We start from the raw sequence: 14,686 nt of genomic DNA, 5'->3' as shown, positions 1-14,686 counted from the left end.
CCGGACCCCTTCTCGCGGGGTTCGGCAACTCCACTGCACCTTTCACGCAACGACCACCCCGGCCGGGTCACCGAGCAGATCCAGACATTCTGTTATTCCAAGAGGGTTTTCAGGACTATTCCATTGCGGAAATGGGCGTCCGGGCTCCTTTTGTTTTGAGTGCTGAAGGACGGATTTCATTCCTTTTATTGGGATCGACAGCCTCCGGTATGCAAGGTATTCAGGGAATCCTCGTTTGAAATGGGTGGACACATGTCAGCGAAGCCGAGAGTTGTTGCGGTCATTCCGGCCCGCTGGGCTTCCACCCGGTTTCCCGGCAAACCCCTGGCACCGCTTTCCGGACGTCCCATGATCCAATGGGTTGTGGAACGCGCCCGGTCGGCTCCCTCCATTAATGATGTCATTGTGGCCACCGACGATGAACGCATTGTCAAGGCGGTTGAGGAATTTGGGGGCAACGCAGTCATGACCTCTGTTGATCATCCCTCCGGGTCAGATCGCATTGCCGAGGTGGTTTTAAAACATTCCTGCGACGTTGTGGTGAACGTGCAGGGAGACGAGCCCCTCATCCCACCGGAGGACATCGAACAGGTGGTTCAGATATTAATAAAAGACAAACAGGCGGCAGCCGCAACCTTGATGTCAGCCATTGATAACTACGAAGACGTGTTTGATCCCAACGTGGTGAAAGTGGTGACGGGCAGCGAGGGTCGTGCCCTATATTTTTCCCGTTCGCCGGTTCCCTATTTTCGGGATACCTGGCAAAGTCCGTCCCCTGACCGGATGAAAGACCAGCCGGTTCCGGAGCGCACGTGGTTCCGGCACATCGGCCTGTATGCCTACCGCCGCGATTTTCTTCTGGAATACACACGAATGGCTCCAACCCCGTTGGAACAGCGTGAGAAGCTGGAACAATTGCGGATCCTGGAGAACGGGTATTGTATAAAGGTGGGGGAGACGGACCGGGTTTCTATGGGTGTGGATTGCGAGGAGGATTTGGTTAAAGTGGAAAACTGGATCAAAGTGCACGAAAAGGATGGACTGGAACCGCAACCGGGGAGACGCTCTTGAGGAAAAAAACAAACGGCAAAAAAACCAAATACATTTTTGTAACCGGGGGCGTGTTGTCTTCCCTGGGCAAGGGCATCGCCGCCGCCAGCATCGGCAGTCTGCTGGAGTGCTGCGGTTACACCATCACCCTGCTGAAACTCGACCCCTACATCAATGTCGATCCCGGCACCATGAACCCGTTCCAGCACGGCGAGGTGTTCGTAACCCACGACGGAGCGGAAACCGACCTGGATCTCGGTCACTACGAACGCTTCACCCACGCCCGCATGACCCGTTTCAATAATGTCACCGCAGGCCGCATTTACAATGACGTCATCCAGAAAGAAAGGCGCGGCGAATACCTGGGAACGACAGTTCAGGTGATCCCCCATATCACCGATGAAATCAAGAGCCGCATCCGCGCGGTGAGCGAGGATGTGGATGTGGTGATTTGCGAAATCGGCGGTACGGTGGGCGACATTGAAAGCCTTCCGTTCCTGGAGGCCATTCGCCAGTTCCGGTTCGACCAAAGTCCGCGCCATGTCATCTATGTCCACCTCACCCTGCTTCCCTATGTGAAAACCGCTGATGAGCTTAAAACCAAACCCACCCAGCACAGCGTGCAGAAACTGAGGGAAATCGGTATTCAGCCGGATATCCTGTTGTGCCGCACCGAACGTCAGCTCACTGAAGATGTAAAAAAGAAAATCGCATTGTTCTGCAACCTCGAGGTGGAAGCGGTGGTTCCGGCGATGGATGCGGAATCCATTTACCAGGTGCCGCTCAATTTTCATAAAGAGGGGTTGGATAAGATCGTTCTCGAAAAGCTGGGACTCGCTGTGCATGAGCCGGACCTCAAGGAATGGCAGGTGATCAATGAATACCTTCAGAAGCCGGAAGGGGAGGTCATTATTGGCATCGTTGGAAAATACGTCGATCTCAAGGAATCGTACAAAAGTTTGATCGAAGCCTTAATTCACGCCGGAGTCAGCAACCGCGTGCACATTCGTATGAAATGGGTGTCGGCTGAAGACCTGGAAGTCGAAGGTGGCGGGGAACACCTGCGGGAGTGCGACGGCATTCTGGTTCCAGGCGGTTTCGGGGATCGGGGTTTTGAGGGCAAGGTGCAGTCGGCCCGGTTTGCACGTGAAAACAAAATTCCGTACTTCGGCATCTGTCTCGGCATGCATTCGGCGGTGGTCGAGTTTGCACGCAGTGTGGCGCGGCTTGAAAATGCGAACAGTGCGGAGTTCGTTCCTGAAACCCCTCATCCCATTATTGACCTCATGCCTGACCAGGAGTTGAACGGTGATAAGGGCGGAACCATGCGGCTGGGAGAATATCCCTGCCAACTTCGCAAGGGGTCATTTGCCTTCAAAGCTTACGGCAAGCGTGAAATTTCAGAACGTCACCGCCACCGTTATGAGTTCAACAACAAATACCGGTTTCAACTGGAAGAGGCGGGAATGCGCATCAGCGGCATTTCTCCCAACGGCAACCTGGTGGAGATCATAGAACTCAACGATCACCCGTGGTTCCTGGCCGGTCAGTTTCACCCCGAGTTCAAATCTTCTCCCCGCGAACCGCATCCGCTGTTCAACGAGTTTATTGCCCAGGCCCTGAAACGGCGGAAATCCCGTCAATCGTGATCCAGTGGAACGCTCAACACCACCCCGCCCATCACGTCATACAGTTTGAAATCATGCTTCGGGCTGTGGGGGTGGGCATTGTGGCACTCCACACAGGATGGCGTCACCGCCAGGTCCGGGTACACTGCCTGAAAGTACTTTTGTTCGCCCACGTGGGTGGTGCGGATGTAGGGCCGTAACGGGTAGGAAGCGACTGATTCGAGTCCCGCCCGTTCAAATCTGTTTGCCGCCCCGTTTTGAGGATTGATTGGCCACAGGCTGATCAACCTGTAATCCACCCCCAGCCGCAAGTTACGGATGAGATCCGACGCGTTCAGCATGAATTGGGCAGGAAGCAGCAGGGTGTTTTCCTCCCACCAGTTTTCGGACGCGTAGATCACATTTTCCTTCTGCAGGTGGTTCACCACGTGCCGGGCGTACACTGTGCGGTCCGCCTCCAGAATGGCATGGATGTAATCGGTCACCACCTCCGGTGGCACGTGATAGATCGTTTCGTTGTTTTCGCCCAGTGTCTGGTCGATTGGAAAGGCCAGCAGGATGCCCCCCATCACGTCGTTCAGCTTGAAGTCGCGCTTGGAGCTTTTCGGGTGACTGTTGTGACAACTGACACACCTTTTTGCGACGGCTTTATCCGGATAGACCGCATTGTAAATGAGCTTGTTGTCTTTTTGCTGGAGCCAGGTGTATGGCTTGTCCGGATTTTTGAAAACTTCCTCTAACCCTTTTTTCTCCTGGTTGTTTCTTGGTTTGTTTTTGGGATTGATGGGCCAGAGGCTCATCAAACGGAAATCCAATCCCACATTTTTGGAACGCACCCGTTCCGATGCCATCAGAAGAAATTGGGCGGGGAGGGGCAGGGTTTTGTCTTTTTGCCAGTTTTCCGTGGAATCCAGATTGACCGTTTCCTTCAAACGGTCCACCAGGTATTGGGAATAAATGGTACGGTCTGCCTCAATGACGCCGTGGATGAAATATGCGGCTTTCTCAGGGGAGATGCCAAGAGGCGTTTTGAGGACCACTGCGGAAGAATTTGGGAGTGGAAGGGCAGTGAGCACCCCCAACAGCAAGAAAAAAGAAAGAATTCGTACCCGCATGCGCATGGAGCCACCTCCTTAAGAGGCAGGGTAACTTGCCGTGAATTTATATCTCAATTATGACTGGAATCGGGGGGAATGAAAAGACCAATTTTGGCGGTTCAGAATTCACTCATGCATTTGATCACGTCGACCTTGCCGATCACGCCGACCAGCTTTCCGTCCTCGACAACGGGGAGTGTGTGGATGTCGTGGTTGGCCATTAGGGTGGCCACCTCATTCATATCCGTATCGGGCTCCACGGTAAGTACATCCTGCTGAAATATATCTTCCACCCGGGTGCCGGTGAATCGTTTGACCTCTTTTTCAAACTTTTCATCACTTTCCAGGTAGATGACTGCGTCGAACAGGGCGATGACGGTGGGTATGTGAAGGTTTTTGTTCTGTTCGATGAGATCTTTTTCGGTGACCACACCGATCAAAGTGCCGTCGTCGTCCACCACCGGGAATCCGTTGACCCGGTGTGCGAGAAACAGGTTGGACAGTTCGCGGAGGGTCAGGTCTTTTTTTACGGTCACCACCTTGCTGGTCATGACGTCGCGGGCTTTGAGCATTTTCCACCTCCGGTCAACGGAAAACCATCGTATCCGCGTTCACAGGTTTGGTGTGGAGTGGCGGGATTCGGCTTCGGACGTTCCCGGTTTCAGTCGCCTGAATACATCGAGCAACGTCAGGTAGGCATCGTTTACCCGGTCCACCAGTGTGAACGGAATTTCTCTATGCACTTTATATAATACATACGTTGTGAAGAAAAATAAAACGATGTTGGGTATCCAGACGGAAAGGAGTGCAGGGATTTCACCACCCTTTCCAAGGTTTTGACCAGATATGAGACCGACGTAATAAATCAGGATGATCGCCACGGCAACGACGAATCCGCCGGACTTGCCGGACCGGCTGGATTTGATGCCCAAGGGACCGCCGATCAAACCGAACAGGAGGCAGGTGAAGGGGATCGAAAATTTTTTACTCAGCTCCACTTCTTCAAACTGAGTGGGTTGCCCCGCTTTTTTCTTTTCCTGGATCAATTGCCATAGGTCGGCGACGGATTTGTCCTTGTGTTTGAAAATCCCGCTCTCCCGCATTTTGCCCGCGGTGGGCAGGTCCAGGTTCAGGTCATAGCGCTGGAATTTGATAATCTGGTACCGTGTACCGGGTTTATTGGCGTCGTGAATGGAACCGTTTCGCAGTTGCAGGTGGATGCGGTAGTTTTTCGGGTCGGAAACGATGGTTCCCTCGTCAGCGAGGATGATTTTGGCGTCGTTTTCGGCTGCATTGTGAGAAATGAAAATACCTCGCAGCTCGTGACTGCCTTCCTTGTCATTCACGAATACGGTGAGGCCCTCAAAGTCCTTGTTGAACACGTTGGGCTTGATATCGATATTGGCACGGGTGCGGACGATGTCGTACACCATCTTCTGAAACTGCTGGCCACCCCACGGCAGAAAATAAAACATGTTGAGGTTGGTGATGATGTAGGCAGCAAGGGAAAAATAAAAGACAGGACGAAGCAGGTAAAGAAAGCTCCAGCCGGATGCTTTCATCACCACATACTCATTGTCCGTGGACAATTGGTTGAACACCACGATTGCCGCCACCAGCACGCTGATGGGAATGGTCAGTCCCAGAAACCCCGGTGTGATATAAAAAATCATCCGCACCACTTCCGGCAGAGTCACCCCGCGGTTGAACACGAGATCGGTGATGAACAAGACCTTGTCCATAAACAGCACCATGGTCAACGCCAGTGTGCTGATAACAAAGATTTTGAGCATCTCGGTAAAAATGTAGCGGTGGATGATTTTCATGTTTGCTGGTAGAATCGGAATTAAATGGAAAGCTTTGTGGACGAAGTGGGCTTGTATGTTGTCCGTGGACCCCACTGAATTTCGATTATACTATCGATTCCTTTCCCGTGAACCAAAAACACATCCGAACTTTTTGAATTAATTTAGTTTATGCGCCTCCCGGACTGGCTGAAAACGCCGCTGCCCAAAAATCCGAAATTCTTCCACCTCAAATCGCTGGTGCGGCAACACGGTCTGCACACCGTGTGTGAGTCCGCTTCCTGCCCGAATATCGGCAAGTGCTGGGACCGCGGCACGCTGACCATCATGATTCTTGGCAACACCTGCACCCGCGCCTGCCGTTTCTGTGATGTGGACACCGGCCACCTGCAACCACCACGTATGGAAGAGCCGGAAGAAGTCGCTCTCATGCTGTCGAAACTCAACCTGCGTTATGTTGTGATCACGTCCGTGGACCGGGACGATCTGAAAGACGGGGGTTCGGCATTGTGGGCGGAAACCATCCGGCAAGTACGAAAACATTGTCCGGAACTCAAGGTCGAGGCGCTGATTCCGGATTTTCAGGGCGACAAAAGCGCCATTCAAACCGTATGCGACGCGACGCCCGATGTTCTCGCGCACAACCTCGAAACCGTGGCATCCCTGCAGAAAATGGTGCGGCCGCAGTGCCGCTACGAGTGGTCGCTCGACACGCTGTCCGTGGCGCGGCGTTCCGGCCTGATCGCCAAGAGCAGCCTCATGCTGGGAATGGGGGAGACGCACGATGAGATCGTTCAAACGATGAAAGACCTTCTCCATGCGGGTTGCCAGATCCTCACCCTCGGCCAGTACCTGCGGCCGACGCGAGATCATCTGGAAGTTAAAGAGTTCATCCATCCCGACCGGTTTGCGGAATACAAACGGATTGGCGAGGACATGGGATTTGACCACGTGGAGAGCGGTCCGCTGGTGCGGAGTTCATACGAGGCCGATCGTCAGGCCGGCGCCCTGGGCCTGGTCTGATTCCTACTTTCCCAGCTTGCCCAACCCCAGCGTTTCGCGCACCAGGCTTTTGACCACGAACAGGATGTTTTCCTTCCGCTCCGCCAGCCGCCTGAGGGTGTAAGGCAGCCACGCACTCCCGTACGGCACGTAAATCCGCACCCGGTAACCGAGATCAAGCAGGTGCTGTTGCAGATCCCGCCGTACCCCGTAAAGCAACTCAAAGTAAAACTGTTCAGGCTGGATGTTTTCCTTTTTGATGAATTTCAGCACTTCCCGGATCAGCGTTTCGTCGTGGGTGGCGATGGCGGGCAGGTACCCCTCTTTCAACAATACGCACGCAAGCTTCAGGAAATTCTCCCGGATGTCCTCCATGTCCTGGTAGGCGATGTCCTCAGGTTCCTTGTAAGCCCCCTTGCACAGACGGACGGAGATCTGTTTGTCGACCATGGTGGCGACGTCTTTCTCCGTACGGTGCAAATAGGCCTGCACCACGATACCCAGGCTGGGATGCGTTTCGTGCAGGTCCAGGCACATGTCGAGAATGCCCTGCGTCAGGTTGGAACCTTCCATGTCAAAGCGCACCGTGTTCTGGCCCGAGGCATCGATAACCGCTTCTACATTCTGCTTGCACAGGTTGTAGTCGAAGGCGAGACCCATCTGGCTTAGTTTCACCGACAGGTCCTGTGGGGTGGGGTGGGTCTCGATGGCTCGCAGGAGCGCGATGTATTCGTCCCGGGCATTGGCTGCCTGTTCGGGACTGTGGGTGTCTTCCCCCAGCACGTCGATGGTACAAAGGTACCCGTCCTCGTTGAGCCTGCAAATGTTCCTGAGAGCGGTGGCGAGGTCTTCCCCGGCAATGAACCGCCTGGCGAATGGATAGAGAATGCGCATGAGCTGCCTCCCTTAAAAGGAGATGGTGGATGCCCTCACTATTTAGATTCGCCAGAAACGGCAGGGGATTTCAAGTACTGGTTTTGCAGGGGGGTGGGAGGGGCAAACCCAAATTCAAAGGTCCAAACCAGCCAAATGCTTTCGACAAAAGGGGTTGAAACCTCCGAGAGGACAAAAAAGCTTGCGGGAAGTTCCGGAAAAATGTATTTTTAATCCTTTTTGGACCCGGTTTATCGCCGGGAACGCGTAACTCTTTCTACCTTTTGCGAGGACCGAATCATGGTGGTGGACTCCCTCAATTGCCTGCTGGTATGGGGTCTGGTCGGCGTGGCCGTACTGGGCTGTCTGTTTTACTACATCTCCGAGAAAAACAAAGCCAACAACGCCTGAATCCGTTTTCCCTTCCGGGATGCCTTCACCCCGGCCCCAACCTCATCTCCAGCTTTCACCCCACGGCGTGACACGCGGCATACGCGTTGCCTTTGACCTTCTGTTCCGGGTACTGTTCCAGACATTTTTTGCGCAGAGGCGATCCCTCGGGTTCGCTCTGGAAAATCGGACAGCGTGGATGGAAATGACAGCCCTGCGGCGGGTTGAGCGGCGAGGGCACATCTCCCACCACCGCTTCAAATGGCTTGCGCTCGCCCAGCGTCGGCACCGCTTTCAGCAAAGTCTGCGTGTAGGGGTGGAGCGGGTTGTCGAAAAGGTCTTTGGCCGGGGCGTATTCCACGATCCGCCCGAGGTACATGATCGCCACCACGTCCGCCATATACTGCACCACGCTCAAGTTGTGGGTGATGAACAGGTAAGTCAGTTTGTGCGCTGCCTGCAACTCCCTCAGCAGATTCAACACCTGCGCCTGAACAGAAACATCGAGCGCGCTCGTCGGTTCATCCAGAACGAGGAACTCGGGTTCCAGTATGAGACTGCGCGCGATGCTGATGCGTTGCCTCTGGCCGCCGGAAAATTCGTGCGGGTACCGCTCCATGGCCGAGGCCCCGAGCCCCACTTCCTTCAGCACCTTCGCAATACGATCCTTCCGTTCCTGCTCGGTCAGGTGAGGGAAGTGCACTTCCAACCCCTCGCCAACGATGTCTTCAATGCGCATGCGCGGCGAGAGAGACCCGAACGGGTCCTGAAAAATAACCTGCAGGGACTTTCGCATTTTTTTCATGTCGGCGTTGGAGAGCGCCATCAGGTCCTGTTCACGAAACCGCACCGTGCCCCGAACTTCGCGGTTGAGACGCAGGATCGATTCGCCCAGCGTCGTCTTGCCGCACCCGGACTCACCAACCAGTGCCACGGTCGAACCGCGCTGGATGTCGAGATCGACATGGTCCACCGCCTTCACATGCGCCGACACTGTGCGGAACACGCCCTTGCGCACGGGAAACCAGGTCTTGAGTGCCTTGATGGATACCAGTGTTTCCGGGGTGATGGGTTTCGGCGGTGCCGGGATGCGGGCCTTGTCTTCTTCCACGGCGGTGCCGGTTTTTGATTCGAACAGGTGGCAACGCACCGTGTGGCCGCGTTCTAGGGTGTAAATCGGGCTGTCCACGCGGCGGCAGACGTCCATGACGAACGAGCAACGGTCGGCGAACAGGCAGCCCTCGCCGTATTCGGTGGCGGGGGGCACCATACCGGGAATGGTGTTCAATAGATAAGGCTGGTCGCCTGCCTTGGGAATCGAGTCGAACAACCGCCGCGTGTACGGGTGCGACATGTTCGAAAAAACCTGCTCGCGTGTTCCGTGCTCAACGATGCGCCCGGCATACATGATGCAGATATCATCGGCCATCTGGTTGACGATGCCCATGTCGTGGGTGATGAGCAGGATGGCCATGCCCATCTTCTTTTGCAGATCGGCCATCAGTTTCAGCACCTGCGCCTGGATGGTGACGTCGAGCGCCGTCGTCGGCTCGTCGGCGATAAGCAGTTTCGGTTCACAGGCGAGGGCCATGGCGATCATCACTCTCTGCTTCATGCCGCCGGAGAGCTGGTGCGGATAGTCGTCGATGCGTTTCTCCGGGTCGGGGATGCCCACCTGCTCAAGGAGTTCGATGGACCGTCGGCGCGCGTCGCCTTTCTGCATTTCACGGTGGATGCGCAGGGCTTCCTCCAGTTGGTTGCTGATGCGGTAGAGCGGATTGAGCGACGTCATCGGTTCCTGGAAGATCATTCCGATGTCGTTGCCGCGGATGCCGCGCATGGTTTCTTCGTCGAGCTGAGTGAGTTCACGACGATCGAGATAGATATGGCCGTCGGGATGGAACCCGTTTTCGGCAATGAGACGCATGATGGAAAATGCGGTCTGGCTTTTGCCGCAACCCGATTCCCCGACCAGTGCGAGGGTTTTGCCGCGCTCCAGACCGAAGCTGATGCCGTCCACCGCTTTCGCCACCTGGCCGTTGACCACGCGGAAATAAGTTTTCAGGTCTTTGACTTCGAGCATCATGGGAGGGTCATTCCGCCTTTCTCGGGTCGAAGGCGTTGCGGATGCCGTCGCCGACAAACGTCAACAGGGTGAGCGTGGTGGTGAGCAGGAGAAACGTCGGGAGCAGGATCCAGATAGCCTGCAGGTTGTTTTTCCCCTGCGCCAGCAGTTCACCGATGCTGGGGGCGGGGCTGGGCACGCCCAGGTTCAGGTAATCGAGGCTCACCAGCGCCAGGATGCCTGCCGTCACTTCAAAAGGAAAAAACGTGATCACCGGAGTCAGTGAGTTGGGCAGGATGTGCCGGCGCATGATGGACGGATTCGACACACCCAGGGCGCGCGCGGCTTTCACGTATTCCAGGTTGCGTCCTTTCAGGAATTCGGCGCGGATGTAGGCGGCGATGCCCATCCACGCGGTGAGATTGAGGATGGCGAACAGCAGTAACGTGTTCGGGACCAGAAACGCGCTCAGGATGATGAGGATGTAGAGTCGCGGGATGGAGCCCCAGATTTCCGTCATGCGCTGGCCGATGAGATCGATCCAGCCGCCGAAGAATCCCTGAACACCGCCCAGAAGACAACCGATGATGGTGCCGGTCACTGCGAGCGACAGGCCGAATATCATGGAGATGCGGAATCCGTAGATGAGCCGCGCCAGCACATCGCGTCCGCGGTCATCCGTTCCAAGATAATGCCCGTCTTCCCAGGATGAGGCCAGGGTGCGGGAGCCGTCGGCGGACTGCACCTTGTACGGCGCGGCCAGCGCCACGCGCCCGGTCCGGCTTTCCGTCGGAATGTACTTGTAGTCGTAGCGCACCGGAGGCCAGATGGCCCACACGTTGTGTGGTTCACGGGATGGCGGCAGGGTGCTTTGTGTTGTTTCGGGTTTGGACTCCGATTGCGAAACAGGAGGCGAGGCCGCGTTGTTTTCTTCAAAGTCGCCGAGATCGAGGCTCAACGATCCGCCCGACTCTTCTTCAAAATCTTCCAGACCCAGCCCAGCCCCCCCGTCTTCCTCAAAGTCGTCGAGACCCAATCCCATTCCACTGTCCTTCCCGCGGATTTCGCTGAGCGTGCGGAACAGTTCCGGATCGAACGCCTGTTCTTCAAAATCGTCCATCGACAGCGCCAGTCCCTGTGTGTCCTGCTCCATCAATCGCGTGGAAGGTGTTGGTCGTGACATCGCTTCCGGTTCAGATGGAGGCTCGCCTCTCAGCCAGTTCATGAACGCTTTCGATTTGTAGTCCGGTTCCACCGGACGCGTACCACCGAAATCCTGTTCCGTGTACGTGATGAAAATCGGGAAATGTGGTTTGCCGTCCACCACCAAAAGGATCGGCCGAACATTGCACAACAGTTCCGCGGGAAGGGTGATGAGAAACGCAACCAGCAAGACCAGCATGCTGTAATAAGCGCGCTTGTCGTTTCGAAATTTGCGCAGTTTGGTTTGCAGGTCTTTGTTGATGCGGATCATGCCTCAGCCTTGCGTGTCTTCGAACGTGATGCGGCGGTCGATGATTACGTACGAGATGTCGGTCAGCAATTGACCCACTAGCGCCAGCAGGGAAAAGATGAACAGCGTGCCCAGTACGATGGGATAGTCGCGTTGGATGACCGCCTCATAAGACAGCCGGCCCAGGCCGTCGAGCGTGAATATCTGCTCGATCAACAGCGAACCGGTAAAAAACATGGCGAGGAAGCCGATGGGAAACCCGGTGATGAGTGGGATCAATGCGTTTTTCAGGATGTGCTTGTACAGCACGCGCTGTTCGGTGGATCCCTTGGCGCGGGCGGTGATGACGTATTGCTTCCGCATTTCCTCAATGATCGAGTTTTTGGTCAGGATGGTGAGCGTGGCAAAACTGCCCACCATGAAGCACAACAGCGGCGCGGCCAGGTGGTGCAGGTAATCGATCAGCTTCTCCCAGAAACTCCAGTCGGCATAACCCGGCACATCGGAGGACGTCAGTTTTCCGGACGGAATGAGATGCATGATGGCGCTGTCACCCGGCCCGAAAAATACGATTAGGAAAATACCCAGTACGAAACCGGGCGTGCTGTAACCGATCAGCACCACCAGGCTGGTCCATGTATCAAACGCCTGACCGTTTTTCACCGCCTTGGCGATCCCCAGCATGATGCAAACGATGTAGCTGACAAAGAAGCTGATGATGCCCAGCGATGCAGATACGGGAAGTTTTTCCTTGATGAGTTCCAGCACCGACTTGTTGCGGTAAAACGAGTCGCCGAACTGGAAAACCAGAAATCCGTCCCAGTTGGCGCGGGTGAAGAACCGGTCGGTGAATGGCGCTTCAGGGTTTTCGGGGTCGTACCAGATGAACGTGCGGAGATAGCGTTCCCATAACGGCCGGTCGAGATGATATATTTTCTTGAGCTGCTCCATGTGGCGCGGATCGAGCTCCTGCGCCTTGAGACTGCGGTTGTCCAGTGCCGCTCCTCCCGCTTCCCCAAGCACCCCGGCGTGGCCGCGCAGAAGGGATTTGACCTGGTCTATGGGCCCGCCCGGCACGAACTGCACAACGATAAATGAGATGGTGACAATGCCCACCAGGGTGGGGAACATCAGAAGAAGGCGACGGATGATGTAACTGAACATATTTGGTCAGGCCGGTTGGGAATTGGGATTCGTTACGGATGGCCCGCAAGCCTTTTCTGGAATTGCGGGACCGTGAAAAGTATATCAAGCCCGGATGGAGGGAACAACGCGGATTGGCGCGCTATTTATCGTCGCTGGAGGGAAGGGAGTCAGTTGACCGGAGTGCCTGCCTTGCGGGCGGCTTTCAGTTTTTCCGCTTTCGACTCGTCCCACCACCACCATTCGATCATGTTGTTCAGGATGGATGCCTGCGATGGGTTTTTCTTTGGGCGGGAGTATTTGTTCCAGTACACAAAGCGGTCGGCGCCGATGTACCAGTGGTGGACCAGGTAAAATTGATGAACCAGGACACGGTCGAGGGCCTGCACATGGTCCACGAGTTGTTTCCGGGTTTTGGCCTCGACGATGAGGTCGATCAACTCGTCGATGGCGGGGTTCTTGATGCCCGCGAAGTTGCGCGTACCGGGAATGTCCGCCGCCTCACTGCTCCACATACTGCGCTGCTCGTTGCCCGGCGAGCGGCTCTGCGCGTAGCCCATGACGATCATGTCGAATTTGAAGTCGCGCAGGATTTCCTCGTACTGTGCCACCTGAACCACCTTGAACGACATGTCGGCGCCGATTTTTTTCAGGTTGTTTTTGTAGGGCTCGACGATGCGCTCGAATCCCGGGCTGGCGAGGTGAAGCGTCCAGCGGAGGGCCTTTCCGTCTTTCATGCGCACCCCGCCGGGCCCGAGTTTCCAGCCCTCGGCATCGAGAAGTTTATTGGCGAGCGCCACGTTTTTCTCAAAGGGGATTCCCTGTCCCGGGGCGCCGACGGGTTTGGTGAACACGGTTTTGGGAACTTGCTCCGCTCCGTGTTTTTTTCTCAATTTCAGCAGCAATTCCAGTACCTGGCCTTTGGGCAGGCCGTGGGCTTTCATTTCCGGGTTGTTGTCGAAGTAGCAGTCGTTCCTCGTGTACTGGCCGTAAAACAGGTTCTTGTTGGCCCAGTCGAAATCGTACACCATGGCGATGGCGGCACGCACACGGCGGGATTTAAATATATCGTTGCGCATGTTCATGACGAATCCCTGCATGCCCGCCACCCTCTTGTGCGGCACCATCTCGCGAAGGTAATATCCCTTTTTCACGAAATCGCCCTGGTAGTCCAGTGCCCAGTCGCGTGAACTGGAAATCAGGTGCGCATCGAACTCTCCGCCCTTGAAGGCCTCACGCATGGCCACCGGATCGAGATAGATTTTCCATGTGATGCGGTCGAAATTATAACGTCCCCGGTTTTTGGGCAGGTCCTTCGCCCACCAGTCGGGATTGCGTTTGAAAGTGATGAATTTGCCGTACTCGTATTTCTCCACCACGTAAGGACCGGTTCCCACGGCAATTTCGTCGAAGTCCTCGCCAAATTTCTTGCCCGCTTTGCCGTAAATGTGTTTTGGGAAGATCAGCATCTGCCCGGTGATGAGCGGAAGTTCCTGGTTGAAGATGGCGAAGGTGTATTTGACCCGGTGTGTGTCCAGCTTTTCCACCTTTTCAATGTCATGGAAATACTGTTTGTAGAACGGGTGGTATTGCGGGTCCTTGATGAGCTCGAATGAAAATACGAAATCGTCCGCGGTCACAGGATGGCCGTCGGAGAAGGCGGCCTTTTTATGGATGTGGTAGATCATCGACATGCGGTCGTCGGCCAGTTCGACCTTTTCCACCAGGCTCCCGTACTGGGAAAAGGGCTCGTCGTCATCGTTCGAGCTGTCCATCGGGGTCTGGAAAACGAGATTGACCCCGGGAGCGGGAACCCCTTTCAGTGAAGCCGGGTTGAGCTTGGTGAAAGCCCCCTCGTCGCTCAGAATCAGGTGACCTCCCTTGGGCGCATGGATGCGGGCGTGGTCGTAGGGCTGGTCAGCCTTGTATTTCAATCCCTCAGGACCGTACAACGACAGCCCGTGCAGGGCTTCCGCCAGCGACTGGCCGGGCAAGGCCAGCAAGGCGGCCAAAACCAGTAAAAAACCGGTAAAATGAGGGCGCCGTGGGACGGGTTTTTTCGTGCGGGGAAGGCTTGGATTGGGCTGGTCTGGACTCATGGGTGTTCACTATAATGGATAAAGCAAGCGTTGCCAAGAGGACCCTTCGGAAGTCCGGATCGACTGGGGGTTCCGGCGAAG

The 14,686-nt window shown here is 55.5% G+C and carries 11 protein-coding genes; 3 read left to right on the top strand and 8 right to left on the bottom strand.

What is annotated here, in order from left to right:
* Window positions 1-252 precede the first annotated feature (252 nt).
* Complete coding sequence (gene kdsB, locus ACTRW9_RS11960) at window positions 253-1,071, top strand: 3-deoxy-manno-octulosonate cytidylyltransferase (protein ID WP_442429524.1); 819 nt, start codon at window positions 253-255, stop codon at window positions 1,069-1,071.
* Window positions 1,068-2,699 carry a CTP synthase gene (locus ACTRW9_RS11955; RefSeq protein WP_442425358.1) on the top strand — a complete coding sequence of 544 codons (1,632 nt, stop codon included), beginning with the start codon at window positions 1,068-1,070 and terminating at the stop codon, window positions 2,697-2,699. The genes kdsB and ACTRW9_RS11955 overlap by 4 nt, the downstream gene beginning before the upstream one ends.
* On the opposite strand, the gene ACTRW9_RS11950 is transcribed toward ACTRW9_RS11955, so the two are convergent.
* The 3 genes from ACTRW9_RS11950 to lptF all read right to left on the bottom strand — a co-directional run bounded on the left by ACTRW9_RS11950 (window position 2,690) and on the right by lptF (window position 5,601).
* The gene (locus tag ACTRW9_RS11950; protein WP_442429523.1) at window positions 2,690-3,793 is read right to left on the bottom strand and encodes a Tll0287-like domain-containing protein; all 1,104 of its coding nucleotides are present in this window, start codon (window positions 3,791-3,793) and stop codon (window positions 2,690-2,692) included. The genes ACTRW9_RS11955 and ACTRW9_RS11950 overlap by 10 nt on opposite strands.
* A gap of 101 nt (window positions 3,794-3,894) precedes the next feature.
* On the bottom strand, window positions 3,895-4,347 hold the full coding sequence (locus ACTRW9_RS11945) for a CBS domain-containing protein (RefSeq protein WP_442425360.1): 453 nt from the start codon (window positions 4,345-4,347) through the stop codon (window positions 3,895-3,897).
* Between the two features lie 39 nt (window positions 4,348-4,386).
* The gene (gene lptF, locus ACTRW9_RS11940) at window positions 4,387-5,601 is read right to left on the bottom strand and encodes an LPS export ABC transporter permease LptF (protein WP_442429522.1); all 1,215 of its coding nucleotides are present in this window, start codon (window positions 5,599-5,601) and stop codon (window positions 4,387-4,389) included.
* A 150-nt stretch (window positions 5,602-5,751) separates the two neighbouring features.
* Here lptF and lipA point away from each other — a divergent pair, with 150 nt between their 5' ends.
* A complete protein-coding gene (gene lipA, locus ACTRW9_RS11935; protein ID WP_442429521.1) occupies window positions 5,752-6,603 on the top strand; it encodes a lipoyl synthase in 852 nt (283 codons plus the stop codon).
* Window positions 6,604-6,606: 3 nt separating this feature from the next.
* Here lipA and ACTRW9_RS11930 read toward each other — a convergent pair whose 3' ends face one another.
* From ACTRW9_RS11930 to ACTRW9_RS11910, 5 genes are all read right to left on the bottom strand, one after another.
* Window positions 6,607-7,476, bottom strand: a complete 870-nt coding sequence (locus ACTRW9_RS11930; protein ID WP_442429520.1) for a proline dehydrogenase family protein — start codon at window positions 7,474-7,476, stop codon at window positions 6,607-6,609.
* Window positions 7,477-7,921: 445 nt separating this feature from the next.
* A complete protein-coding gene (locus ACTRW9_RS11925) occupies window positions 7,922-9,931 on the bottom strand; it encodes an ABC transporter ATP-binding protein (protein ID WP_442429519.1) in 2,010 nt (669 codons plus the stop codon).
* Between the two features lie 7 nt (window positions 9,932-9,938).
* Window positions 9,939-11,384 (bottom strand): ABC transporter permease subunit, encoded by a 1,446-nt coding sequence (locus ACTRW9_RS11920; protein ID WP_442429518.1) that lies wholly within the window; start codon window positions 11,382-11,384, stop codon window positions 9,939-9,941.
* A 3-nt stretch (window positions 11,385-11,387) separates the two neighbouring features.
* A complete protein-coding gene (locus tag ACTRW9_RS11915) occupies window positions 11,388-12,527 on the bottom strand; it encodes an ABC transporter permease subunit (RefSeq protein WP_442429517.1) in 1,140 nt (379 codons plus the stop codon).
* A 149-nt stretch (window positions 12,528-12,676) separates the two neighbouring features.
* Entirely contained in the window at window positions 12,677-14,605 is a 1,929-nt protein-coding gene (locus tag ACTRW9_RS11910; RefSeq protein WP_442429516.1) for an extracellular solute-binding protein, read from the bottom strand.
* Between the last annotated feature and the right edge of the window lie 81 nt (window positions 14,606-14,686).

Source organism: Nitrospina sp. 32_T5, assembly GCF_052156635.1.
Classification (GTDB): domain Bacteria; phylum Nitrospinota; class Nitrospinia; order Nitrospinales; family Nitrospinaceae; genus Nitrospina.
Note: the sequence above shows the minus strand (reverse complement) of the source record. Positions and strands in the feature narration are given on the sequence as shown.

Bases quoted from the DNA above. Each gene is read 5' to 3' on its own strand.
- ACTRW9_RS11930 (WP_442429520.1), bottom strand. From the start codon at position 7,476: ATGCGCATTCTCTATCCATTCGCCAGGCGGTTCATTGCCGGGGAAGAC.
- ACTRW9_RS11945 (WP_442425360.1), bottom strand. From the start codon at position 4,347: ATGCTCAAAGCCCGCGACGTCATGACCAGCAAGGTGGTGACCGTAAAA.
- ACTRW9_RS11925 (WP_442429519.1), bottom strand. From the start codon at position 9,931: ATGATGCTCGAAGTCAAAGACCTGAAAACTTATTTCCGCGTGGTCAAC.
- lptF (WP_442429522.1), bottom strand. From the start codon at position 5,601: ATGAAAATCATCCACCGCTACATTTTTACCGAGATGCTCAAAATCTTT.
- ACTRW9_RS11915 (WP_442429517.1), bottom strand. From the start codon at position 12,527: ATGTTCAGTTACATCATCCGTCGCCTTCTTCTGATGTTCCCCACCCTG.
- ACTRW9_RS11950 (WP_442429523.1), bottom strand. From the start codon at position 3,793: ATGCGGGTACGAATTCTTTCTTTTTTCTTGCTGTTGGGGGTGCTCACT.
- kdsB (WP_442429524.1), top strand. From the start codon at position 253: ATGTCAGCGAAGCCGAGAGTTGTTGCGGTCATTCCGGCCCGCTGGGCT.
- ACTRW9_RS11920 (WP_442429518.1), bottom strand. From the start codon at position 11,384: ATGATCCGCATCAACAAAGACCTGCAAACCAAACTGCGCAAATTTCGA.
- ACTRW9_RS11910 (WP_442429516.1), bottom strand. From the start codon at position 14,605: ATGAGTCCAGACCAGCCCAATCCAAGCCTTCCCCGCACGAAAAAACCC.
- lipA (WP_442429521.1), top strand. From the start codon at position 5,752: ATGCGCCTCCCGGACTGGCTGAAAACGCCGCTGCCCAAAAATCCGAAA.